Annotated in this window: 16 protein-coding genes; 9 read left to right on the forward strand and 7 right to left on the reverse strand. The window is 68.5% G+C overall.

Features of this window, described 5'->3' with window-relative positions; translation table 11 throughout:
- Positions 1–19: 19 nt before the first annotated feature.
- The 4 genes from G472_RS0113190 to G472_RS0113205 all read right to left on the reverse strand — a co-directional run bounded on the left by G472_RS0113190 (position 20) and on the right by G472_RS0113205 (position 6,685).
- On the reverse strand, positions 20–2,656 hold the full coding sequence (locus G472_RS0113190) for a glycosyltransferase (RefSeq protein WP_029008781.1): 2,637 nt from the start codon (positions 2,654–2,656) through the stop codon (positions 20–22).
- Between the two features lie 81 nt (positions 2,657–2,737).
- Positions 2,738–4,021, reverse strand: coding sequence for a glycosyltransferase (locus G472_RS0113195; protein WP_084536625.1), 1,284 nt, complete (start codon positions 4,019–4,021; stop codon positions 2,738–2,740).
- Positions 4,012–4,464 carry a hypothetical protein gene (locus G472_RS0113200; RefSeq protein WP_029008783.1) on the reverse strand — a complete coding sequence of 151 codons (453 nt, stop codon included), beginning with the start codon at positions 4,462–4,464 and terminating at the stop codon, positions 4,012–4,014. Before G472_RS0113200 ends, G472_RS0113195 begins: the two co-directional genes overlap by 10 nt.
- Positions 4,465–4,507: 43 nt before the next feature.
- Complete coding sequence (locus G472_RS0113205; RefSeq protein WP_156927110.1) at positions 4,508–6,685, reverse strand: glycosyltransferase; 2,178 nt, start codon at positions 6,683–6,685, stop codon at positions 4,508–4,510.
- A 329-nt stretch (positions 6,686–7,014) separates the two neighbouring features.
- Between G472_RS0113205 and G472_RS0113210 the strand changes: the two genes are divergently transcribed.
- The 9 genes from G472_RS0113210 (at position 7,015) to G472_RS32985 (ending at position 20,473) form a co-directional block, all read left to right on the forward strand.
- On the forward strand, positions 7,015–8,058 hold the full coding sequence (locus tag G472_RS0113210; RefSeq protein WP_156927111.1) for a calcium-binding protein: 1,044 nt from the start codon (positions 7,015–7,017) through the stop codon (positions 8,056–8,058).
- Positions 8,059–8,129: 71 nt separating this feature from the next.
- Positions 8,130–12,134 carry a glycosyltransferase gene (locus tag G472_RS37135; protein ID WP_156927112.1) on the forward strand — a complete coding sequence of 1,335 codons (4,005 nt, stop codon included), beginning with the start codon at positions 8,130–8,132 and terminating at the stop codon, positions 12,132–12,134.
- A 31-nt stretch (positions 12,135–12,165) separates the two neighbouring features.
- On the forward strand, positions 12,166–12,795 hold the full coding sequence (locus tag G472_RS32980) for a methyltransferase domain-containing protein (RefSeq protein WP_035692288.1): 630 nt from the start codon (positions 12,166–12,168) through the stop codon (positions 12,793–12,795).
- A complete protein-coding gene (locus G472_RS0113225) occupies positions 12,792–14,030 on the forward strand; it encodes a glycosyltransferase family 4 protein (protein ID WP_029008786.1) in 1,239 nt (412 codons plus the stop codon). Before G472_RS32980 ends, G472_RS0113225 begins: the two co-directional genes overlap by 4 nt.
- Before the next feature lie 544 nt (positions 14,031–14,574).
- Positions 14,575–16,140 (forward strand): ABC transporter substrate-binding protein, encoded by a 1,566-nt coding sequence (locus G472_RS0113230; RefSeq protein WP_245593480.1) that lies wholly within the window; start codon positions 14,575–14,577, stop codon positions 16,138–16,140.
- Between the two features lie 14 nt (positions 16,141–16,154).
- Positions 16,155–17,183, forward strand: coding sequence for an ABC transporter permease (locus tag G472_RS0113235; protein ID WP_029008788.1), 1,029 nt, complete (start codon positions 16,155–16,157; stop codon positions 17,181–17,183).
- A 4-nt stretch (positions 17,184–17,187) separates the two neighbouring features.
- Positions 17,188–18,081, forward strand: a complete 894-nt coding sequence (locus tag G472_RS0113240) for an ABC transporter permease (RefSeq protein ID WP_051340773.1) — start codon at positions 17,188–17,190, stop codon at positions 18,079–18,081.
- A 14-nt stretch (positions 18,082–18,095) separates the two neighbouring features.
- Positions 18,096–19,763, forward strand: a complete 1,668-nt coding sequence (locus tag G472_RS0113245; protein ID WP_029008790.1) for a dipeptide ABC transporter ATP-binding protein — start codon at positions 18,096–18,098, stop codon at positions 19,761–19,763.
- Complete coding sequence (locus tag G472_RS32985; RefSeq protein ID WP_035692291.1) at positions 19,760–20,473, forward strand: GntR family transcriptional regulator; 714 nt, start codon at positions 19,760–19,762, stop codon at positions 20,471–20,473. Before G472_RS0113245 ends, G472_RS32985 begins: the two co-directional genes overlap by 4 nt.
- 46 nt (positions 20,474–20,519) lie before the next feature.
- On the opposite strand, the gene G472_RS0113255 is transcribed toward G472_RS32985, so the two are convergent.
- The 3 genes from G472_RS0113255 to G472_RS0113265 all read right to left on the reverse strand — a co-directional run bounded on the left by G472_RS0113255 (position 20,520) and on the right by G472_RS0113265 (position 23,539).
- Positions 20,520–21,665 carry an ABC transporter substrate-binding protein gene (locus G472_RS0113255; RefSeq protein WP_029008791.1) on the reverse strand — a complete coding sequence of 382 codons (1,146 nt, stop codon included), beginning with the start codon at positions 21,663–21,665 and terminating at the stop codon, positions 20,520–20,522.
- Between the two features lie 97 nt (positions 21,666–21,762).
- Entirely contained in the window at positions 21,763–22,743 is a 981-nt protein-coding gene (locus G472_RS0113260) for an isopenicillin N synthase family dioxygenase (RefSeq protein ID WP_029008792.1), read from the reverse strand.
- 34 nt (positions 22,744–22,777) lie between these two features.
- The gene (locus G472_RS0113265; RefSeq protein ID WP_029008793.1) at positions 22,778–23,539 is read right to left on the reverse strand and encodes an SDR family NAD(P)-dependent oxidoreductase; all 762 of its coding nucleotides are present in this window, start codon (positions 23,537–23,539) and stop codon (positions 22,778–22,780) included.
- Positions 23,540–23,545 lie beyond the last annotated feature (6 nt).

A 23,545-nucleotide genomic window follows, 5' to 3' on the forward strand; every position in this document is an offset into this window, starting at 1 on the left:
GTTCGCGCGGCGGCCGGGTTCACACCGCCGGCGGCCGGTCGGCTCCGTTGAGGTACAATGGCAGCTTTGCCGCCAGGATGGCGCGCCGGACGATCCCGTCGGCGCCGGTGCTTTCGACGGAGGCAGCGCGCCGGCACCGCAGGGCCGGGAACAACCGCTTCAGAACGGCGGTCTGGTCGGGAAGGCGCAGGCGCAGGACGGACGGCGCGCCGGGATGGAAGCTCCCGAGAAGGGCGTCGCCGTCACCATGGTCGGCAAGGTAGATTGCGGCCTCCTCCATGGGCAGGACGCGGGATGCCGCCTGCGCCGTATGCCATGACGTTTCCGACCGGCCGTCGAAGTGAATGATGACCGGAGTCACCCCGTCCGGCTGGCCGCGCCGGAGCCACACGGGCCACAGGTCCGCGTCCGCCTCCCGCCATTCCAAAGGTCCATGGCGGGTGTCTGCGTCGAAGGCCAGCATCCGGACCAGGCAGGCGGACCGTTCCCCCGGCGGGGTGGCCAGGACCGCCCGGCGCACCGAGACGTGATCGAGGAAGGGGGACGGGACGGCTCCGGCCGCGAGCCCGATCGTTACGAAATGCACCAGGGCTTCGGCGCTCGGCGGCGCGCCGGCAAGATAGCGGTTGCTGTACCAACCGATGTCGAACTCCGGGTGCGGGCGGCGGCCTTCGCTGGCGCCCCGGCGCAGGAAGTGCAGAAGTGGACACACGTTGCGCCACGCAAGGTCGGGGTTGGACGACAAATAATAGCGTGTCGAAAACCACGGGTTCGGATCCCGTCCCTCACGCCAGCCGTAGGTCAGGTAATGGGACACCGGGTCGACGTTCGCTGCCGCAACGTCCGGATGGACGGAGCGGTACCAATCCGAATCGACGAGTTCGGCGAGTTGCACTTCCCAGATGCGGGCCCGTGCGATCATGGACAGCGTGTGCCGGTGACGGTTCCGGGCCGGCGCCGCCGCCAGTTCCTGCGCGACCGCAGCGGTGTCGAGAACGGGGTCCGGCACGCACCCCTTCCCGATCCCCTCGGTCAGGAAGTGATGAAGAGCGCGGGCGGTGGGGATGTCCGACCCGAGATAGCGGCGCGAGTACCAGGCGATGTCGAAGTGCGGCGACGGGCGCCGTCCCAGGGCCGCGCCTACGAGGATGAAATGATCGAGGGGGCAGCGTCCCGCATCCGCGCAGTCCGGGTTCTCACGCACATAGTAGCTCGTCGAGAACCAGGCATTCGGATCCCGGGACTCCCGCCAGCCGAACGTCCAATAATGTTCGGTCGGATTGACACCTGCCGACGCGACGTCCGGGTATTCCTCACGGTACCAATCGTGATCGACCAGGTGGACGACGGTCGCGGACGGCGCGAAAGCGGCCGGATTCTCTGTGACGGCTCCGGGACGGCCAGGGTCGCGCGGCAGCGCGCCCACCCGCCCCAACCGACGGAACGCCGTCCAGAACCGTGCCTCCCCGTTGGCAAGCTCGGCCACGACGACCTCCAGAACAGACCGGCGAAAGACGGTACCGACCACGGTTGACCGCCTGTTCGCGACGGAGAACGGATCGTCTTCCGCGTCCGGGAGGCAGGCGTCGAGATTGAAGGCTTCGGCATGCAGCATCTGTTCCGCGAGGATGCCGGGCGCCGGCAGCGCCGATCCGTCAACGAGCGTCAGCCGTGAGGCCCGGGTTTGCGTCAGCAGGTCGGCGGCCGCTGCCGCGATGCTGCGCGGCGGGGAGTCGATGGGAACCACGGTGGCGTGGGGCACGCCGAGGCGTACGGCCGGCGCCGTCCCGTCACCCGCGCCGCGGCGGCTGTCCGTCAACACACCGACAGCCAGGTCCCCCGCATCGAACCGCTCGCCGGAAAGCGCCACCAGCCGCCTGCGGGCGCCCGGCACCGGGCGGTCGAGCAAGCACCGCCAGGCCCGGCCGAATGCGGTGAGCGCGAACGACGCCTGGGCGCCGATCGCTTCCGGGCCGGACCGGTCCAGAAGACGGTCCCAGATGCGCTCGAGTTCGGGCAGCACCTCGCCGGATACCGCAGCGGCAGTCTCGGCGCGGCGCAGAAGCGCGGCGCGGACGGCCTTGAAGGGATGGCGCCCGGCGAGGCGCACCGCCAGATCCAGTTCATGGAGTAGCGGAAAGCGGGTGTCGATGCCGCCAACCTCCTCCAGCAGGGTGCGCGGCACCAGCAGCGTCGTCGGATCGATCGTGCCGGCCAGCACGCTCCACAGGGCCGAGCCGCCAACCTCCCCGATCGGGTTGATGCCGCTGATGCGCCCCTCGCGGTTCATCCGATGGGTGCTGCAACAGGCGACTGCCGCCCACCCATCCTGCCGCAGCACCGCGATCTGCTCCTCGTATCGGCGCGGGTCGCAGATATCGTCGGGTGAGAGCCAACTCACACAGGTGCCGCGGCACTCCGCGAAGCCTCGCGCCAGTGCCAACGCGCGATCCGCACTGTCGGCAACCGTGACCAGGCGGAAGCGGTGCCGGTGAACGCTCAACCGCTCGCCCACACTCGGTGCGTACGCCTCCGTCGCGACGACGACCACCTCAAGCGGGCCGCAGGTCTGGATGAGAAGGCTGTCGAACGCTCTCGATAGCCGGGTCGCTTCGTCCAGGACGGGAATCACCACGGAGACCAGGATTTCGGACATCGGTACACTCGGGAGGAAAGGGACGGAGCGGAGCACAGTGGCGGAATGCCGGGCCGGCCGAAGGACGGGCAATGCGGGGGATCAGCAGGGAGGAAGGCCGCCGGCTATCGGTCGGAGCAGGGCACGGTAGGCGTCGGCAATGACGCCGGCATTGATCGCGGCGTTCCACCGCGCCTCGACGGTGCGCCGATTGGCCGTCGCGGCGGCGTCCACCAGTTCGTCGCTGGTCACGGCGCGGATGATGGCGTTCGCCAGGCCGGCAACGTCATGGGGCGAAACGAGCAGCCCGGTCCGCCCCGGCACCACCCATTCGCAACCGCACGACGTGTCGCTCTGGATCGGAAGCGTCCCCATGCACATGGCCTCGAGCAGCGTGGTGGAGATGCCGTCGGAAATGCTGAGGCCGATCACCGCGCGGGCCCGGCCAAGGCGCATCATCGCCTTCCTGTGGTCGGACAGATAGGGATCGCAGGCAATGTCCAGCCCGTCCCACTCCGCCAATCGTTCCGCCATGGCCCTGACCGACGGGCCCGCCAGCATGATCCGCACGCGGTAGTCCTTCAGCGCCGGTGCGGCCAGATGCAAGGCGCTCAGGACGTGCAGCGATCGGCCGGCCCAGCCGTGATAACCTTTGATGAGGATCTCACGCCGCTGCGACGGGGGCGGCAGGTCCTCCAGCCGCGGGAGGCCGTCGAAGTCCATGCCACCGGAGGCCGGTACGACCGGGAGAACATGGCCACGATAGCCCAGGCTGCGGATGATGCCGATGTCGCGCCGGCACTCCGCGATGTATGCATCGATCAGGCCGGCGATTTCGGCAAGCCGGGGCTGATGTTCGGGAATCTTTCGGTAGAGATAGATATCGCTGCCCCAGTTCGACAGGAGCCACAGAGGAAACGCGCCCTGCATCCACCGCTTGGTGGCCGCGCAAAGATAGCCGGCGTACTGCACTTCCATGGAATGGACCATGGCCGGTGTCAGGCGGTTGATCGCCGCGGCGAGATGGGCCGGCCGGATGAGGTTTCCCGCCGGGATCTGGGACGAGGACCAGGGCACATAGCCCGATGCGCGGTCCGTCCGCTCCACCTCGTCCGCGTCGACGGACTGGAGGTCGAACACGCCGAAGGTCCGATCGGTTACTTTGTCCAGGTCGGCGGCATCGCGGATGAGCGGCCCCTCGAGTCCTTCGACCAGCGTCTCCCGGTAGATCGGAACCAGCACGAACCGGAAGCCCTGGCCGCGCATCATGTTCAGCCAGCGCGACGTGTGAATGCTGCCGCCGATCGCGACCACCAGGATCAGCGGACCGCGCACCGGGGTGCCGCGCAGCGAAGGGACGGTTCCCTCGGGCGATTCTATAGCCATTGGCGAAGCGCATCGTGAAGATGGGTGGCAAAGATGCCGGGATCGAAGGCGGCGTCTTCATGCAGGATGACCGAGCGCGAACACCAGGCTTCTTCCGGGAACTGGATGGCGAGGATGACCGGGACCGACAGGGCGGCTGCCTCGACGAGCCGCATGTGGCCGGCCGAGCGGAAGGCGATGCCGGCATACAGGTGCGCCCCCCGGAGCGGCGGGTGCGCCCGCATCCCGGACGGTGGCAGCACCTCGATCTCCACCCCCAGCTCCCAACGCAGCGCCTGACAGGCGAGCACGACGTTCTCGTCCGTCACGTCGATGAAGCGGGGCCGCACCAGGGGAAGCCAGTCCGTACACCGGTGGAGTGCCGAAACGGTGAGCATCGCCCGTCCGGTGACTGATTCGGTGCCGTCGAAGGCAACAATGGGGCGGCTGCCCGGATCGCTCACGTCGGATCAATCCCGCTCTGTTCGTGTGGAGCGAACCGATAGCCTAAGTCGGCGCTGTTGTCATTGCCCGGGCGATCCAGGCCCGTTCCGCCCAGCCGAAGGAGCCGCCCAGCAACGACAGCGGCACCGACGCCCATTCCGTGCGCGTCCGCGCGGCCGCCGTGCCGGCCGCGGCACGGGCCGCCGGCAGAAGATTCCGGCAGCGTCCGGCCTCGCGCGGATCCTGCGCAAATCGTTCCACCAGGTCCACGTGCTCTGCCGCCAGCACGCCGAGGACATCCGGCGACGCGGGCCCGTGATCCTCCGAATGCCGCCGGGCAGCGATCCATGGCACCCGGATCACGGTGCCTTCGCCACTGATGCGCAGCCACAGGTCGAAATCGGCAAGGAAGCGGAATGCGGGATCATGGCCTCCGACCAGCGTCATTGCACTGCCGCGCGCGATGGCTCCCGGCCCGGGCAGACACCGGTGTTCCGTCAGCATTCGTGCACGACAGAACGCTTCATCCGGGGAGCGGCCGACCGGTGCGCCCACCTCGTCGATCAACGCCCAGTCGGGGTAGACACCCACCGCGTCGGGCGCGGCCTCCAGCGCAGCGACGGCAGCGGCGAGCCAGTCTGCGGCAAGCCGGTCGCCGGCGGCGACGACACCGACGCACTCACCCCCGGCCAGCCCAAGTGCATGATTGATGCACCCGCCCGCATCGGGTGCGCACAGGATCCTGGCCCCGGGGAACAGACTGCCGGTGATGTCCCGGAGCAGGCGATACCGCTCCGTCCCGGCATCGACCACCAGCACCTCGACAGCCGGAAGCGTCTGCCGGGCAAGATTGGCAAGCAGAGGCGCCAGACGATTCGGGTCGGCGGGCGCACGCACGATCAACGACACGCGCGCCGGCCGGGTGCGCGGTCCTGAGGAATGGAATGCGGACAAACCGGGATTGCGCAGCGATGCCTCCCGGCCCAGCGCGAGCGCCAACGCGACGTCCGCGTCCCGCCCATCGGTCGACGACGCGGGTTCAGAGGTGTAGATGGGATCCATGAACATCGACCGGGGCTTCGGCAGCGGTCGCTCGCGCAGAGCGCGTCGCAGCGACACCGCGGGTGCCGGATAGGTTTCCAGCAGCGTGCGCAGCTTCACGACCGCGTCGTCCGGATCGTCGGGATCCATCAGCGGCGGCTGCAGGTGGGGGTGGTGGAGGCGGAGGAATTCGCTCGCCCCCGTCCGGGAGGACAGCAGAAGCGGACAACCGTTCATCACCGCTTCCAGCGCCACGTAGTTGAAAGCGTCCGTGCGGGACGGAACGACGAGAACAACCCGCCCGGCGTAGACGCGCCGGCGGATCTCCTCGTCCGACGGCGTCCCGGCATAAACGGCGTCCAGGCCGCGTGCCGCCGCCAAATCCGCCAAATGGTCCGACCATCGGGCGGTCGGCGACCAGTCGTTGTCCGGACCGGCGTAGAAACAGCCGCCGAACAGGTGCCTCGGCAGCCGCGCGGCGAGTTCCAGGAACAGATCCGGGCCCTTGGCCCCGTCCAGGCGCCCAACGTACCAGAGGTCGGGCGGCCCCTCGCCGGGCGGCCGGGCGTCGACAGGAGGGAACGACTCGATGGTATCGTGCATGTCGAGCAGGGCGATCGGCAGGTCCGATCCGAATGCATCGGCCCGTTCGGTGCCGGAGATGGTGTAGCGTTGGTCGGCGGCAGCGATGCTGCGCGATTCAAGGGCCGAAACCAGCGGTATCGTATGTTCGATGCTCGCCCATTCCTGCGGCGTGCTCCTGTACGCCGTACGCATGGAATTGCTGGCCCAACCCACCATACCCAGGACAACCCGGTCGATGACGACACCGAACGCCGCCGCCACCGGGCGCAGCAGATGGGCGACCGGGCGGAACGACGGGACGTCCGCAGCCTCGAACACCATGCCCTGCAATGGCGCCAGCATGCGCGCCACGTCACCGAGGTGCGCGTCCGCCACCCAGTCCATGCCCGGATCGGCCGCTGACAGGAAGGACACGTCCATCGTCCGGTCATGCGCATACGGGTGTGCGTTGGCGGGCAGCAGCCGGCGCACCTCCGGTTTCAGGTCGCCGCCGTTGGACGGGTAGAAAAAGTCGATTTCGGGATTTCGCTCGACGATGCGCCGGTACAGGACCTGTCCACCTCCGAGCGTCGTATGGAAATCATAATCGCAGATCAGAACCTTGCGACGTCGCACCACCCGTCTCCACTCGTAGCAATCCGGATCCGACAGGAGCGACTCGCGGCGTCACGAAGCAATCCTGTCGCTATTCTGCCACACCGGATGTTCTGCTCAGTGCGGCGGGCGGCAAGCATACGCTTTACTCCGGCGGACCAGAAGCGGGCGCGTCCACCCCATCCCCGTGAAGCCGTTTTCCGACGTACGGCTGTCGTACGGATGGACAGCCCGGAATCTGCTGCAACCTCAAATTTCCCGCTGGATTCTGGTGCAAAAGGCAATATAGTTGGTGGGCACGCAGATTACCTGCGTCCTCAGATGACGCTGCTTAACGGAAGAATGGCGATATGGCAGTCGACGTTACGCTCTCGGGAGGCACGGTCTCCAATCCTTCGACCATCGGTGTGTCTTCGACTGTCATCGGCTCAGTGCTTTCGGACCCGAATCTGGTGAATCCGGGCAGCATTAGTAACGTTTTTACTGCCGTTGGGCAGGGAAGCGTGGTGGCCTCCGCGGTCGACAATTCGGCGTTCATCGTGGTCGACCCGCAACTCGCGGTCACCGTCGTTGGCGGGAGCGCCCAGAATCAGTTGATCGCCGGCAACGACGTATCCGGAACGACCATCAACACCACGATCGGCACGGGCACGGTCGTCGCGGGCAACGCCGGCACGGTAATCGGCCTGCTCGGCGAGCAGGGTGTGGGCGGCAGCTACACGGTGCTCGGCGGACCGCAGGCTGATACGATTGTGGCGGCATCCGGCAGCAACACCATCACCGGCGGGGCCGGTGCAAACCTGATCGGCCTGCAGGGGGGCAGCAACGCCGTGTATTCGGCGGGCGACGATACGGTTTTCGCCTCCGGCGGGAGCAATATGATCGGCATCGGGACGGGTACGTCCACGGTCGTTTCATCGTCGGGCAGCAACACGATCATCGGTGGTTCGGGAAACAGCAATATCTTTGTCTCCGGCGGTCAGTCGACGGTGTTCGGCGGTTCTGGTTCCAACAACATCTTCGCGGTCGAGCAGGGCTCGCTGTATGCGGTGGGCGCGACCGAATCGAATGGCCGGACCAATCTCGTCGGCGCCGGCGGCGCGGATACGCTGTTCGGTGGTCGTGGGGCGACGGGAATGCTCGGCGGCGAAGGCGACAATCTCTTCGTGTTCAGCACGGTGTTCGGCGGCGGTTCGACGACCATCGGTGACTTCAATGCGGCCGGCAGCAACAACCGGATACTGGTCCAGGGGTACTCCGGCGTGACGGCCGAGTCGCTCGTCCAGAACGCGGTGGTGTCCGGTGGCAACACCGTGATCACGTTGCCCGACAACACCACCATCCTGCTGAGCGGCATCACGAATCTCTCGACAAACTCGATCATCGTCCAGTAAGGCGGTCGTCCGGTCGGTCATCCCTTCCCGCGCGATTCGACCGCTCGACGGCATTTTGGTTGAGGACGAAAGTGCTCGAGTTTGAGCGGGTTTTCGACGAGGGGGATCGGGCCAGGGCAGAAGCCCTGGCCCTGTCTCAATTGGGCAATGAGGATGCACACGCTTCCGCGCTGGTGATCCTGGCACAGTGCGCCGTCGGCACCGGTGACCGTGAATCGGCGGTGCGCTGGGCTGATCGGGCCCATCGTCTGTCCCCTGACACGCAGTCGATCGCCTGCCTTCTTGCCGCTCTCCATTTGGCGGCGGGGGACACCACCCGGGCAATCTCCGTTCTGTCCGCCTTCGAAGAGGCGGACCTGTCGCCGGAGGCGGCGATTACGCTTTGCCACGCCCTCGCCTCGGCCGGCCGGGTGGACGACGCCCGCGGCGGATGCGAGCGGGCGCTGGCGCGCTTCCCGGTGTGTCGGACGCCGAATCTGGCCGCGCTGCTGAACCGGGTGGTGACCCTTTCAAAGGCGCCGGGCTGGGCTGCGGTGGACCTCGAAGGGCGGTTGGTCGGGGCGGTGCGTCCCCCCGGTCCCGATGAGCCGTCTGCGCGACTTCGCGTCCGGGTGGATGCAGGGGGGCAGCCAATTCTGGACCTTCCGGTTGCGGAAGCCATTGAACGATTTGCCCGCGGACCGGCGGATGACGGGCTGATCCCCATTGCGGTGGCACTGACCCGGTCCGCCGAAGGGCCGCTGCTTGTTGCGCGCGATGGCATCCCCCTTGTCGGCTCCGGACGGGTCCGGCCGCACCGGTTCGAGGTTGAGGGAGACGCGACACTTGTCGATGATACGCTCGAGGGGTGGGCGTGGCTTCCGGCGTTACCGCAGGTCCACCTTACGATTCGTGTCCGGGACCAGCACGGCAGCAGCCTGACCGTCACCGCCGACCGCTATGACGAGGTGCTGCACCGTGCCGGCGCGGGCAACGGGCGGTACCGGTTCTCCGTGGATCTCGGACGGACGGAGTTGCGGCCGGGCCGGTTGGAGGTGACGGCTGAAGCGGCGGCGTTGCCCCTGAAAACGGGGGACCTCACCGGCGGCTCGATCCTATGGATCGACCGCGCCGACGGGTTCAAGCAGATCGTGCGCATGGCCGATGCCCTTGCGAACGGCGGCAACCCGTCGGGCCTCATCGCGGAAGCGAGTCGGCAGTGCGTTGCCGGCCTGCTGCGCCGCATTCCCGCCCCTGTGGCACCGGAAGCGGCACGGCGTGCCGACCCCGCGGGACGACGCGCCCGGGCAATCGACATCGTCATTCCGGTGTACCGCGGCCTGATCGAGACAATGGCATGCATCCGCGCGGTTCTCGAAACCGTGGGCACGCAAGCGCACGTCGTCGTGATTGACGACGCAAGCCCCGATGACGAACTGTCCGGGGCGCTCGCCGCCCTGGCGGAGCGCGGACTCATCGAACTGCTGGTCAACCGCCACAACCTCGGCTTTCCCGGATCCGCCAACCGGGGACTGGCACTCCACCCCGGTCGTGACGTCGTGCTGCTGAACAGCGATGCGCTGGTCCATGGCGACTGGCTCGCACGATTGCAGGAGGCCGCCTACTCGGCCGCCGACATCGGAACCGCGACTCCCCTTTCCAATGACGCCGAGATCCTGAGTTACCCGAGCGGGCCGGCCGGTCGGTCGGCCCTCACCGCCACGGATGTCGCTGCCTTCGACGCCTTGGCACGCCAATGCAACGGATCGGTCCGGATCGAGATTCCGACGGCGGTCGGCTTCTGCACCTACATCCGTCACGACTGCCTGGCGGAAACGGGCCTGCTGGACACATCGCTGTTCGGCCGGGGCTATGGCGAGGAGAACGACTTTTCCATGCGGGCGCGCCGAATGGGATGGCGGCACGTCGCGGCGGCCGACGTCTTCGTCGGCCATGTCGGCGGGCGGTCGTTCGGGCGGCGCAAGGCCGTGCTGACGCGGCACAACCTCCGTACCGTCAATCGCCTGCATCCCGGCTACGAAGACCTGATCCGACGGTTCCGGACGCAGGATCCCCTGGCGGCGGTCCGGCGCCGGATGGATCTGGCCCGCTGGCGTGCGGTGGCCGATCCACGCCCGGCGGTCCTGTTGGTAGCGTTCGGCCGCGTCGGAGGGGTGGCGAGGCACGTCGAGGAACGGGTCAGGACGCTGTCCGACGCGGGACGACGGGTCCTGCTGCTGACCCCCGAGCCCGGAATAAATCGCGCCGTCCGACACTGCCGCGTGAGCGATCCGCAGCAGCCGCGGATCAACGACCTCCTGTTCCGGACGGCGGAAGAGTTCGATCTGCTTGTGGATTTCCTCGGGACGGTCCCGATCACTGAGATCGAGATCCAGCACTGCCTTGATCATGATCCGGTCGTATTGACGCTGCCGGCGCGATTGGGCGTGCCCTATGAGGTGTTCATCCATGATTACATTTGGATCTGTCCGCAGGTCTGCCTGATCGATGCGACAAACCGCTATTGCGGCGAGCCGGACCTGTCCGCCTGCGAGCGTTGCGTGCAGGGCTCGCCGCCCGCCTCGGGGGAGACGCTCCCGGTCAGCGATCTGCGCGCGCGGTCCCGTGACCTGCTCCGCGCAGCCCGTCGGGTGGTGGTTCCCGTCCATGACGTGGCGGACCGCCTGACCCGTCATCTCGGCGACCTGCCGATTGACGTGGTGCCCTGGGACGATGTTCGACCGCGGGCACTGCCGCCGCATCGGCCTGCCGCCGGACGGTGGCGGGTCTGCGTGATCGGCGCCATCGGTCACCACAAAGGCTATTCGGTGCTGCTGGAGTGCGCCTATGACGCGATGCGGCGCGACCTTCCCCTGGAATTTGTCGTGGTCGGGTACAGCCGGGACGATGCCGCGCTGTTCGCCACGGGCCGTGTCTTTGTCTCCGGCAAGTACGTCGAGGACGAGGCCGTCGACCTGGTGCGCAGACAGGCAGCCCATCTCGCTTTCCTCCCGTCCGCCTGTCCGGAGACGTGGAGTTACGCGCTGTCGACCGCGTGGCGAGCCGGCCTGGAGGCCGTCGCATTTGACTTGGGAGCGATTGCGGAGCGAATCCGCACCCACGGAGGCGGTCGGCTGCTGCCACCGGACATGCCGGCCCGAGCCATCAATGATCGCTTGCTTGCCATCCTCTCGGCGCCCATCGTCGGCGCGACCCCATCGTCGGCCGGGCGGAGCGCCGCCCCTCGTAGCAGCAGAGGTTCCACCAGCATGTTTCCCTCCGTCATGAACCAAACCACGCCGGAGCGGCCGCTGGGCGCGGTCGCCCGGGTCCTGTCGCTTCAGCCCGGACTCTATTCGTTCTCCGTCGTGCGCGGCGGCGATGCACGCGCGCACAGGGAATCCACCCTTCCTCTGCCGAGCATCGCGCTCGCACCGGCACCCGCCTGCGCTGCAAACGTCGAGATGATGGGCGTCGGCGCATGCGGCTGGCTGTCCAGCCAGGGCGACACGCTGATCGTCAAGGTATCCGGCTCGCCGGCCGACATGGTCCTGACGTCCTTTCAGCCGCAGGGCTATCAGGGGCAGGCGCTGAGCATTCAGATGACGCGGCTGGACGGCACACCCGGCCAGATACTGCCCGTCGGAGCGGCGGCGCCGGAAATCCGGCTGCGGTTGGTCGCGCATGTCCAGAACTGCGGCGATGTCACGGCGCACGGCGGCGAATGGGTCGGCTCGACCGACCGCAAGTTGTGGATCGAGGGGTTGTCCATCACGCCGCTGGACAACGTGCCCGCGGACTCGGTCGAGTACAAGGGACTGAACGCCAAGGGGGTCGAGACCCTTTGGATGACCGGCGGCAGCTTCTGCGGATCGCGCGGCGAAGGGACCCCCTTGATCGGTCTCGCTGTCCGTCTGCGCGGCCCCCTTGCCGATCGGTTTGACTGCCTTTACGAGGTGGCCTGCCTGAGCGGTGCCCGCAGCCCGGTCCTGGCCAACGGACGGCCGTACCGCTCCGACGCGATCGGCGATCCCATACAGGCGTTCACGGTGCGCATCGTGCCGCGGGGCACGGCCATCGCACAGGTCCGGCCGTGATGGACATGGTTCCCGGCTGCCGGTTGCCGCGATGAACGGGGGCTCGTTGCCCGGAAGCCGGCATCGAACGGTGCTGAACATCGGATGCGGCCCGCACGGAGCGGGACGCATCCACTCATTGTTCCCGCCGCCCGTCTGGCGGGAGATCCGCGTCGATCTCGACCGCGGAGTTGCGCCCGATATCGTCGGCTCGATCACCGACCTGTCGCCGCTCCCCGATGAATCCGTGGACGCCGTCTGGTCGTCCCATGTGCTTGAGCACGTGTCACGTCACGAGGTGCTGCGGGCACTGCGCGAGGTCCGAAGGGTTCTGGTGCCCGGCGGCGCGGCGGTGATCATCGTTCCCGACCTGCAGCGGGTCAGCCGCTTCGTCGTGGAAGACCGGCTGGACGAGGTGCTGTACACCGCCCCGGCCGGCGACGTCACGGTCTGCGATATCATTTTCGGGTTCGGCGCGGCCATTGCCGCGGGAAACGAGTTCATGGCCCACCGTACGGGGTTCACCCCATCCGTTCTGCTGCGCGATCTCCAGGCCGCGGGATTCGATCCGATCCTGCTCCGCCGCCGCGAGATGCTGGAACTGGAGGCGATCGCTCACCGCCCGCTTCCCGATGGCCGCCCCATCGAGGACTCCCCCTATCCGGCTTTCGTCCAGAAATGAAGTTCCTGTTCATCCATCAGAATTTTCCCGGACAGTTTCTCCACATCGTCCGGCATCTCGCCAGCAAAGAAGACCATCAGGTTGTCTTCATCACCCAGCATCAGACGAACCGCCTCGATAACGTCGAATTGATCGGATACACTCCTTTCCGGGAGGCAAATCCGGGAACGCACCACTATATTGCGGACCTTGAGAAAGGGATCGTAGCGGGACAGTGCGTTTACGAGATCTGCCTGGGTTTGAAACGTCGCGGCTTCCGACCCGACATCATCATTGGCCACACGGGTTGGGGTGAGACCCTTTACGTCAAGGACGTCTGGTCCGATGTGCCTCTGCTGGGCTATTTCGAGTTTTACTATCGAATGCAGGGGGCCGACGTCGGTTTCGACCCGGCTGAGCCGATCACGCTGGACGATGCGCCGCGCATCCGGACGAAAAACGCGATCGGTCACCTGAGCTTCGACGGTGCCGATTGGGGGCTCACCCCGACGCAATGGCAATGGTCACTTTATCCCGAGCGGATGCGACGGCGCATCAGCGTAATCCATGAAGGTGTCGACACCGAGTTCGTTCAGCCGAATCCGGACGCCTGGCTTCAGGTGTCGCCGGGCCAGCGGATTACGCGGCGCGACGAGGTCGTGACCTACGTGGCCCGCAATCTTGAGCCGTACCGGGGCTTCCACATCTTCATGCGGTCCCTTCCCGAACTGCTGCGCCGCCGTCCCGATGCCCATGTGCTGATCGTCGGCGGTGACGGGGTCAGCTATGGCCCGCGGCCGCCCTCGGGCTGCTTCCGCGACATCATGCTGCGCGAAGTGGCCGGCATCGATCTGTCGCGCGTGCATTTTCTCGGTCATCTGAACTACACGCTCTACCTGAACATCTTGCAGGTTTCAGCCGTACACGTCTATCTGACCTATCCGTTCGTCCTGTCCTGGTCCTTCCTTGAGGCTTTGGCGGCGGGTTGTGCGGTGGTCGGGGCGGCAACGCCGCCGGTGCAGGAATACCTGCGGGACGGGGAGAACGGGCTGCTGGTCGATTTCTTCGATCCGCATGCGGTTTGCCAGCGCGTCTGTGACGTTCTCGACCATCACGACCGCATGCTCGCGATGCGCAGACGGGCGCGCGACATGGTAGTTCGTGAACTTGACGTGAAAACAGTAACGTTGCCTCGCCATTTGTCGCTGATCGATCGCCTCATCAGGAATGTGGCCGAGGTTGACGAAGGCCAATAGGATCGCCGCCCGTTTGGACCGGAGCCGGCCGATTCATGGCAGCCATCGCGCGGCACATCCGGTTCGCAAAGGCGCGGATGCAACGGCGATCTTCCGATACAATGGCCGGGGGGCGGTCCGCGCCCCTGACACCATCGTCCTCCCCACCAAGCCGAAGCCGGGGCGGGTGACGCCGGAGTGTGCCGCGGCTGCCGGCCCTGCCGATCGCGCCGGATGGGTGCAGCAGCATCGTATCCTCACCCGCCTCGAACCCGCCGTCCATCACAGGGCGGCCGTCCGCAGTTATCGCCTATTATTTCATCACTTGTTCCATTTGATGACAGATTGAGCATTATCTGTGCGGCGAGAGAGCTTGAAGAGCTTTCCGGCATCCTCAACCGTCTCCATAAGACACTGATCGTAAAGGATTTTCCTTAAACGGTCCGGCATGGCCCGCAAACTGCATGCACTTTCTGCAATGCGATCCCCATGAAAGGACTGTCCCGCGATGATGAACCGGCGCGATGTACTCCGAGGCGTATCCGCGGCAACCCTGGGCGCGGGTGTGCTGCCCTTTCTGAAGGCGCTGCCGGCCGCCGCCGCGGCGGGCGACACGCTCGTGGTGGTCACCGGGACGACCATCAACAGCCTGGACCTGCACCGGACCGGCACGAACCGGCCGAGCTATCAGGTCGCGGTCAACTGCTACGACCGGCTGCTGACCTTCGGCACGAAGACCATGCCCGACGGCACGCTCGCCTACGATTACGACACCCTGAAGCCGGAACTGGCGGAGAGCTGGGAGGTGGCGCCCGACGGCATGTCCGTGGTCTTCCACCTGCGCGCCAACGCCACCTTCTGGGACGGCACCCCGGTCACCGCGGAGGACGTGAAGTGGTCGCTGGACCGGGCGGTCACCGTCGGCGGCTTCCCGACCACGCAGATGCAGGCCGGCGGCCTGACCGAACCGGGACAGTTCGAGGCGGTCGACGACAAAACCGTCCGCATCCGGTTCCACCGGCCGTCCAAGCTGACCCTGCCCGACCTCGCCGTGCCCGTGCCCTTCATCATCAACAGCAAGGTCGCCCGGGCCAACGCCACCGCGGACGACCCCTGGGCCATGGAGTACCTGCACCGCAACCCCGCCGGCTCCGGCGCCTTCCGGGTGGAGCGCTGGGACCCCGGCCAGCAGCTCGTCTACGTCCGCAACGACGGCTGGACCGGCGGGCCGCTTCCCGGCGTGAAGCGGGTGATCATCCGCGAGATCCCGTCGCAGGCGACGCGCCGCGCGCTGGTGGAGCGCGGCGACATCCACCTGTCCTACGACATCCCCGCCAAGGACGCCCGCGAACTGGCCGCCGGCGGCAAGGTGCCGGTGGTCGGAACGCCGGTGGAGAATTGCCTGAACGTGCTGTGCCCGAACCTGTCCTTCGAACCCTTCCGGGACAAGCGGGTGCGCCAGGCCATCGCGTGGGCCATCCCGTACGAGGACATCTTCCGCAACGCCGGCTACGGCCGCGGTGCGCCCATGTGGGGCGGGGCGGCGTCCTCCGACTCCATCGCCTGGCCGCAGCCCTCCCCCTACACGACCGACTACGACAAGGCGAAGGCCCTGCTGTCCGAGACCGCCTTCGCCGGCGGCTTCGAGGTGCCGCTGTCCTTCGATCTCGGCACCGCCGAATGGGGCGAGCCGACGGCGCTGCTGATCCAGGAGGGGCTCGCCAAAATCGGCATCCGGACCACGATCGACAAGATCCCCGGCGCCAACTGGCGCACCGTCGCCCTGGTGGAGAAGAAGCTGCCCCTGCACCTGGAGAACTTCGGCGGCTGGCTCAACACCCCGGACTATTACTTCTATTGGGCGTACGTGAAGGGCAACCTGTTCAACTCGTCCAACTACGACGATGACGAGATGATGAAACTCGTCGACGAGACGCTGCACATGCGGATGGACGATCCCGCCTATGCGCCGAAGATCCGGCGCATGATCACCAAGGCGTTCGACGACGTGCCGCGCATCCCGCTGTGGCAGCCGAGCTTCGAGGTGGCGATGCGGCCGGACGTGGCGGGGTACCAGTTCTGGTTCCACCGGGTGCCCGACGTCCGCACGCTCGGATTCCGCCAAGCCTGAAGGAGCGCCGGGCCGTGACCGTTCCCCCCAAGGTCCGGCTGGCCGGGCGCCGCCTTCTCCAGGCGGTGCCCGCCCTTCTGGGCATCATCATCATCACCTTCCTGCTGACCCGCGCCCTGCCGGGCGATCCCGCGGTCTATTTCGCCGGCCCGGCGGCCGACGCGGCGTCGATCGCCGAGATCCGCCACCGCCTCGGCCTCGACCGCAGCCTGCCGGAGCAGTTCCTCACCTATGTGGGCGATCTGGCAACGGGCAATCTCGGCACGTCCATCTCCACCGGCCAGCCGGTGTTGCAGGAGATCATCACCCGCCTGCCGGCCTCCCTGGAGCTGACGCTGGCGGCACTGCTGATCGCGGTCGGCGTGGCGGTGCCCCTGGGCGTGCTCGCCGCCACCCGTCCCGACGGCTGGGTCGACCACGCCTGCCGCTTCGTGGTCACCGCCGGCGTGTCCCTGCCCACCTTCTTCACCGGGCTGGCGCTGGTGTACGTGTTCTACTACCTGGCGGGCTGGGCGCCGGCGCCCATGGGCCGGCTCGACATCATCTCGCTGCCGCCGGAGCACGTCACCGGCTTCTACCTGATCGACGCGCTGCTGGCCGGCGACGTGGCGGTGGCGCGCAGCGTGCTGGCGCACCTGGCCCTGCCCGCCCTGACGCTGGCCCTGTTCACGCTGGCCCCCATCGCCCGCATGACCCGCGCCGCCATGCTGCAGGCCCTGGGCAGCGAGTTCATCCGCACCGCCCGGGCGGCCGGCCTGTCGCGCCGCCGCATCCTGATCGTCTACGCGCTGCGCAACGCGCTGCTGCCGGTGGTCACCACGCTGGGCATGGTCTTCTCCTTCGCGCTGGGGGCCAACGTGCTGGTGGAGAAGGTGTTCGCCTGGCCGGGCATCGGCTCCTACGCCGTCGAGGCGCTGGTCGTGTCGGACTACGCCGCGGTGCAGGGGTTCGTGCTCACCATGGCGCTGCTGTTCGTCCTGCTGAACCTGGTGATCGATCTCACCTACACGCTGATCGATCCGCGCCTCGGCCTGGAGGAGTGAGACCATGCACGCCCCCGTCCCCGCCTCCATCGCCGCCGCCGGCCCGGCGCCGCGCTACGGCTGGCTGCGCCACCTGCGCCATGTGGTGACCGGCAACCCCGTCACCGGCGTCGCTTTCGCGCTGTTCCTGCTGCTGGTGATCGCGGCCCTGTTCGGGCCGTGGCTGGTGCCCTACGACCCCCTGGCCACCAACGCGGCGGCGGCCCTGCAACCGCCGTCGGCGGCCCACTGGTTCGGCACCGACCAACTCGGCCGCGACGTGCTGTCGCGCGTGGTGGTGGCGACGCGCCTCGACCTGGCCATTTCCGTCGCCGCGGTGGCCCTGGCGTTCGTCGCGGGGTCGGTGATCGGCGGCCTGGCCGGATTCTACGGCGGCTGGATCGACCGGGTGGCCGGCCGCTGCCTGGACACCATCATGGCCTTTCCCCTGTTCGTGCTGGCCATGGGCATCGTCGCCGCAGCGGGCAACACGGTGGAGAACATCGTCTACGCCACCGCCCTGATCAACCTGCCCTTCTACGCCCGCATGGTCCGCGCCGAAGTGAACGTCCGCCGCGAGGCGGGGTTCGTGCAGGCGGCCCGCCTGTCGGGCAACGGCGGCCTGCGCATCCTCGCCTTCCATCTCTTTCCCAATGCCCTGCCCCCGCTGATGATCCAGGTGTCGCTGAACATGGGCTGGGCGATCCTGAACGCCGCCGGCCTGTCCTTCATCGGGCTGGGCGTCCGGCCGCCGACGCCGGAATGGGGCATCATGGTCGCCGAGGGCGCCAACTTCATCGTGTCGGGGGAGTGGTGGCTGGCCCTGTTCCCGGGCGCGGCGCTGATGCTGGCGGTCTTCACCTTCAACCTGCTGGGCGACGGGCTGCGCGACCTGGTCGACCCGCAGCGCCGCACCTGAGGAGCACAGATCCGATGGCCTCCGTTCCGCTGCTCGACGTCCGCGACCTCACCGTGGAGTTCGCCACCCGCCGCGGCACCGTGCGTGCCGTGGAACGGGTGTCCTTTTCCGTCGCCAGGGGGGAAACCGTCGGCATCGTCGGCGAATCCGGCTCCGGCAAGTCGGTGTCGTCCTATGCGGTGCTGCGCATCCTCGACCGCGCCGGGCGCATCGCCGAAGGCTCGATCACCTTCGGCGGCGTCGCCCTCGACCGGGTGCCGGAGCGCACGATGGCAGAGATGCGCGGGCGCGAAATCTCCATGGTGTTCCAGAACCCGCGCGCCGCCCTGAACCCCATCCGCCCCATCGGGCGCCAGATCGAGGACGTGCTGATCGAGCACGCGCTGGCGGTGCCGGCCACCGCACGGGCCATGGCGGTGGAGGCGCTGCGCGCCGTCCGCATCGCCCGGCCGGAGGAGCGCTATCACGCCTATCCCTTCGAACTGTCGGGCGGCATGTGCCAGCGCGTCGTCATCGCCATCGCCCTGGCCTGCCGGCCGCAGTTGCTGATCGCCGACGAACCGACCACCGGCCTCGACGTCACCACCCAGAAGGCGGTCATGGACCTGATGGTGGAGCTGTCGCGCGAGCGCGGCATGTCCGTGGTGCTGATCACCCACGACCTGGGCCTGGCGGCGGCCTATTGCGACCGCATCGTCGTCATGGAAAAGGGCGCGGTGGTGGAGAACGCTCCGGCGGCCGAGGTGTTCGCCGCCCCCCGGCACCCCTACACCCGGCGCCTGCTGCAAGCCACCCCGCGTCCGGAGGCGGGACTGCGCGACCTGCTGCCGCACCCGGTCCCGCCGCCCCGCCCGCAGGCGCCGGGGGCACCGCTGCTGGAGGTGCGCGACCTCGTCAAGGAGTTCCGCGGGCGCAACGGCGCAGCACCGTTCCGCGCCGTCGATGCCATATCCTTCACCGTGCACGAGGGGGAAAGCCTGGGTCTGGTGGGCGAGAGCGGGTGCGGCAAGTCCACCACCTCCGCCATGATCATGCGCCTGCTCGACCCCACCTCGGGCAGCATCCGCTTCGCCGGGCAGGAGGTGGGGACGGTCCCGGCGTCGCGGTTCGCCCGCCATCCCCTGCGCGGCAAGTTGCAGATGGTGTTCCAGGACCCCACCGACAGCCTCAACCCGCGCTGGACCGCGTTCCGGTCGATCGCCGACCCGCTGCTGCGCCTGGGCGGCCCGGAGCGGGGGGCGGGACGCGGCGCGCTCCGCGCGAAGGCGGAGGAGCTGGCGCGCCGGGTCGGCCTGCCGACGGACCTGCTGGACCGTTTTCCCCACCAGCTCTCGGGCGGGCAGAAGGCGCGCGTCGGCATCGCGCGCGCCATCGCTCTGGACCCCGACCTGGTGATCCTCGACGAGCCGACGGCCGCCCTCGACGTCTCGGTGCAGGCGGTGGTACTCAATCTGCTGGCCGACCTGAAGGCGGAGCTGGGCATGAGCTATCTGTTCGTCAGCCACGACCTCAACGTCGTGCGCCTGGTCTGCGACCGGGTGATGGTCATGCGCGGCGGCCGGATCATCGAGGAGGGCGACACCGGGCGCATCCTGCACGCGCCGTCCGACCCCTACACCCGCGCACTGCTCGACGCCATCCCGCACCTTCCCGCCGCGGCCGCGCCGGCCGGCGCGTTATGACGGAGGAGCCGGCCGGCGCCCGCCGGCGCCCCCTGCTGCGCGCCGGCACCACGGTGGACCAGATGGTGCGGGTGCTGGCCGATGAGATCGTCCGCGGCCTGCTGGCGCCCGGCGAGAAGCTGGACGAGGGCGGCCTGGCGGAACGGTTCGGGGTGTCGCGCACGCCGGTGCGGGAGGCGCTGCGCCAGCTTTCGACCATGGACCTGGCGGAGCGGCAGCCCAACCGCCGCGCCGTGGTGCGGGCCATCACCGGCGAGCGGCTGGCCGAGATGTTCGACGCCATGGGAGAGCTGGAGGCGGCGTGTGCCCGCCTGTCGGCGCTGCGCATGACCGCCGCCGAGCGCCGGGCGCTGGAGGACCTGCACCGGCGCTCCGCCGATCCGGTGCGCAGCGGCGCCCGCGAGGCCTACGAGGAGGCCAACGTCCGCTTCCACACGCTGCTGTACGAGGGCAGCCACAGCGGCTACCTCAGGGATCTGGTGATGGCCATCCGCGCCCGTCTGGCGCCGTTCCGCCGCGCCCAGTTCAAGGTGCCGGGCCGCCTGGCGCGATCCCTGGCGGAACACGACGCCATCGTCGCGGCCATCCTGCGCGGCGACGGCGAGGGGGCGGCGGCGGCGGCGCGGGCCCATGTGCTCACGGTCGGCGTCGCCAGCGCCACCTACCTCGACTCCACCCGATCCGTCGAACCGCCGCTGGAGCCGGCATAGACCCCGGGGCATCGGGGCGGCGCAAGGGCCGCCCCGGCCCGCCGCCTCAGGGCATGGACACCTGTCCGTCCTTCAGGTGCACCACGTAGACGTTCGGGATGTTCTGGCCGCTCTCCTGCCCTTCCGGCCCTTCCTTGACGAAGGCGATGTCGCCGTTGACACCCTTGACGCCGGTCTCCCACAGGGCGGCGCGGATGGCTTCGGGTTCCGCCTTGCCGGCCCGGGTGATCGCATCGGCCACGGTCAGGACGGCGTCATAGCCGCGGAACCCCTCGGTCAGGCCGGCGAACTCGTACCCCCGCGCCTTCCACGCGTTCACGAAGGCTTCCGCCACATCGGGATGGGTGGCGTTCTCCGGGAACCAGGGGGGGAAGAACAGCAGGTGATAGCTGCCGTTCCCCGGCGCGTTGGGCTGCATCAGCTCGCCGGGGAAGGAGCCGCCGGTGGACAGAAGGCGTGCCTTCAGCCCCTGCTCGGCCGCCTGCTTCACGGCAAGCGTGATCTGCTCCACCCCCGACGTCACGATCACCGTATCGCCCCCCGACTGCCGGATGCGGGTGAGCTGGGCCGACAGGTCGGTGGCCTCGGGCGTCATCGTCTCCACCACGCCCGCCTTGATGCCCCGTGCCTCCAGCTCCTTGCGGAAGGCCTGCGTCGCCCCGAGGCCGAAATCGTTGTTGACCGACAGGAAGTCCACCTTGGTGATGGGCGGGTCGAAGCGGTCGAGCTTGTCCGCGAACGCCTTCGCCTCCATGGCCGAGGTGGGCGCGATGCGGAAGACCCAGGGGTTGCCCGCCGTCGTGATCTTGCCCGACGACGAGGTCTCCACCACCATGGGCACCTTATACTCCATCAGCTTGGGCATGATGGCCAGGGTGAAGGTGGAACTCCAGGCGCCGATCAGCACCGGCACCTTGTCGCGCAGGATCAGCTTCTCGGCGGTGGTGACGGCTTCCTTGGGGTTGCTCTTGTTGTCCTCGATCACCAGCTCGATCGACTTGCCGAGCACGCCGCCCCGCTCGTTGATCATGGCTTCGGCGATGCGCGCGCCGTTGGTGATGTAGGTGCCCGATGCCGCCACCGCGCCCGTAAGGGGCTGGGTGACGCCGATCCGGATCGTGTCCTGCGCCTGCGCCGCCCCCGCCTGAAGCAGGGCGATCACCGCCGCCGTCGCTGCGAACGTCGTCTTCATCCGTTTGTCTCCTGTTGCTCCCTGTTGCACGCTGTCCCGCGGTTCGCGGGTCGCATGATCGGCCTCCGGGCCGGCTCCCCGGAAGGAGCCGGCGCCATCACGCCGCCGCGACGCGCGTCTGCCGGTACTTGAGGTCGCGGTAGTCGCCCGAACGCACCGGCGGGTACCGGGCTTCGCCGGGTGCTGCGATGCAGTCGACCACCGCGTCGTAGTTGGGGTGGTGGAAGAACGCGATGGACAGCCGCCGCGCCGTCGCCGCGTCGGCGGCGGGCGGGTTGACGACGCGGTGGGTGTTGGAGACCCAGCGGTCGTTGGTCCAGCGCATCAGCAGATCGCCGATGTTGATGACGAAGGTGCCCGGATCGGTCTCCACGTCGATCCAGTCGCCGCCGCGCGTCAGCACCTGCAAGCCGCCCGGCGTGTTCTCGCCGTTGAGGATGGTGAGCAGGCCGTAGTCGGTGTGGGCGCCCGCCCGCAGTTGCCCCGGGGCCGGCGGCGTCGTCTGCTCCGGGTAGTGGTTGATGCGCATCGCCGTGATGTGGCGGTCGATCTTGTCGTCGAAGAAGGTTTCCCCGACTCCCAGCGCCAGCGCCGTCAGGCGCATGAGCGCGCCGGTCAGGCGCTCCATCTCGGCATAGTACCGCTCCGCCGCCCGCGCGAAGCCGGGCGGGTGCTCCGGCCAGAGATTGGGGATGAAGTACCGCCGCCCCTCGTCCGAGGTGTAATAGGGCTCGTCGGGCCAGCGCTCGCGGCCGAAGTGATAGTATTCCTTCAGGTCGGGCGGCGTGTCGGCGCCGTTGCCCGCCGCCAGCGCCTCGATCCCCGGACCGCGGTAGCCGCGCGGCGTTCCCGCCGCGGGGTGGACGGCGCGCAGCTTCTCCTCCGCCGGCCGGCTGAAGAAGGCGTAGGCGGCGGCGCGCAGGTCGTCCATGACGGCCACGGGCACCCCGTGGCCGGTGATGGTGAAGAAGCCGATGTCGGTGCAGGTCCGGTCGATGGCGCGGGCGACGCGCTGCCGGTCCTGCAACGTGCCCGACAGCGCCGGGGCGATGTCGATGACGGGAATGCCGGGTGTCATGTCACCTCCATGAATGCGCCGGGGTCGCGCGGGATCAGTGGAAATAGGCGCCGCCGTCGACCACCAGCGTCTGGCCGGTGATGAAGGCGGCGTCGGGGCCGGCGAAGAAGCAGACGGCCCCCACCAGGTCGGCGGGGTGCATGTCGCGGGGCAGCACGCGGGTGCGCAGGGATGCGTCCTTCACGCCCTCCACCAGGACCGGGTTGTCCAGGACGCCGTCGCTCAGGGTGAAGCCCGGCGCCACGCTGTTGACCAGGATGCCGAAGCGGCCGAGTTCGGTGGCCAGCGCCCGCGTCAGCGAGACGACCGCCCCCTTGCTGGCCACGTAGTGCGCCATGAAGGGATTGCCCTTGAAGGCGACACCGGAGGAGATGTTGACGATCCGCCCGCCGCCGCGCCGCCGCATGGGGTCGAGCGCCGCGCGGCAGCACAGGAAGGGGCCCAGCGTGTTGACCTCCATCACACGCCGCCATTCCGCGGGGTCGATCGCCTCGAAGGGCCGGGGCGTCAGGGTGGAGTAGATGCCGGCGTTGTTGACCAGGATGTCCAGCCCGCCGAACGCGGATTCCGCGGCGGCGGCCATGGCGGCGGTGTCGTCCGGCGACGTCACGTCGACGTCGATGCCCACCGCCGCGGCCCCCGTCTCGTGCAGGCGCGCCGCCGCCGCCGCGGCCCCCGCGAGGTCGGCGATGACCACCCGCGCCCCGCGCGCCGCCAGCCCGAGCGCCAGGGCGAAGCCGATTCCCCGGGCGCCGCCGGTGACCACCGCGACCGCGCCGTCCAGTGTGCGTTCCATGGTCCG

Source organism: Azospirillum halopraeferens DSM 3675 (assembly GCF_000429625.1).
Taxonomy (GTDB): domain Bacteria; phylum Pseudomonadota; class Alphaproteobacteria; order Azospirillales; family Azospirillaceae; genus Azospirillum; species Azospirillum halopraeferens.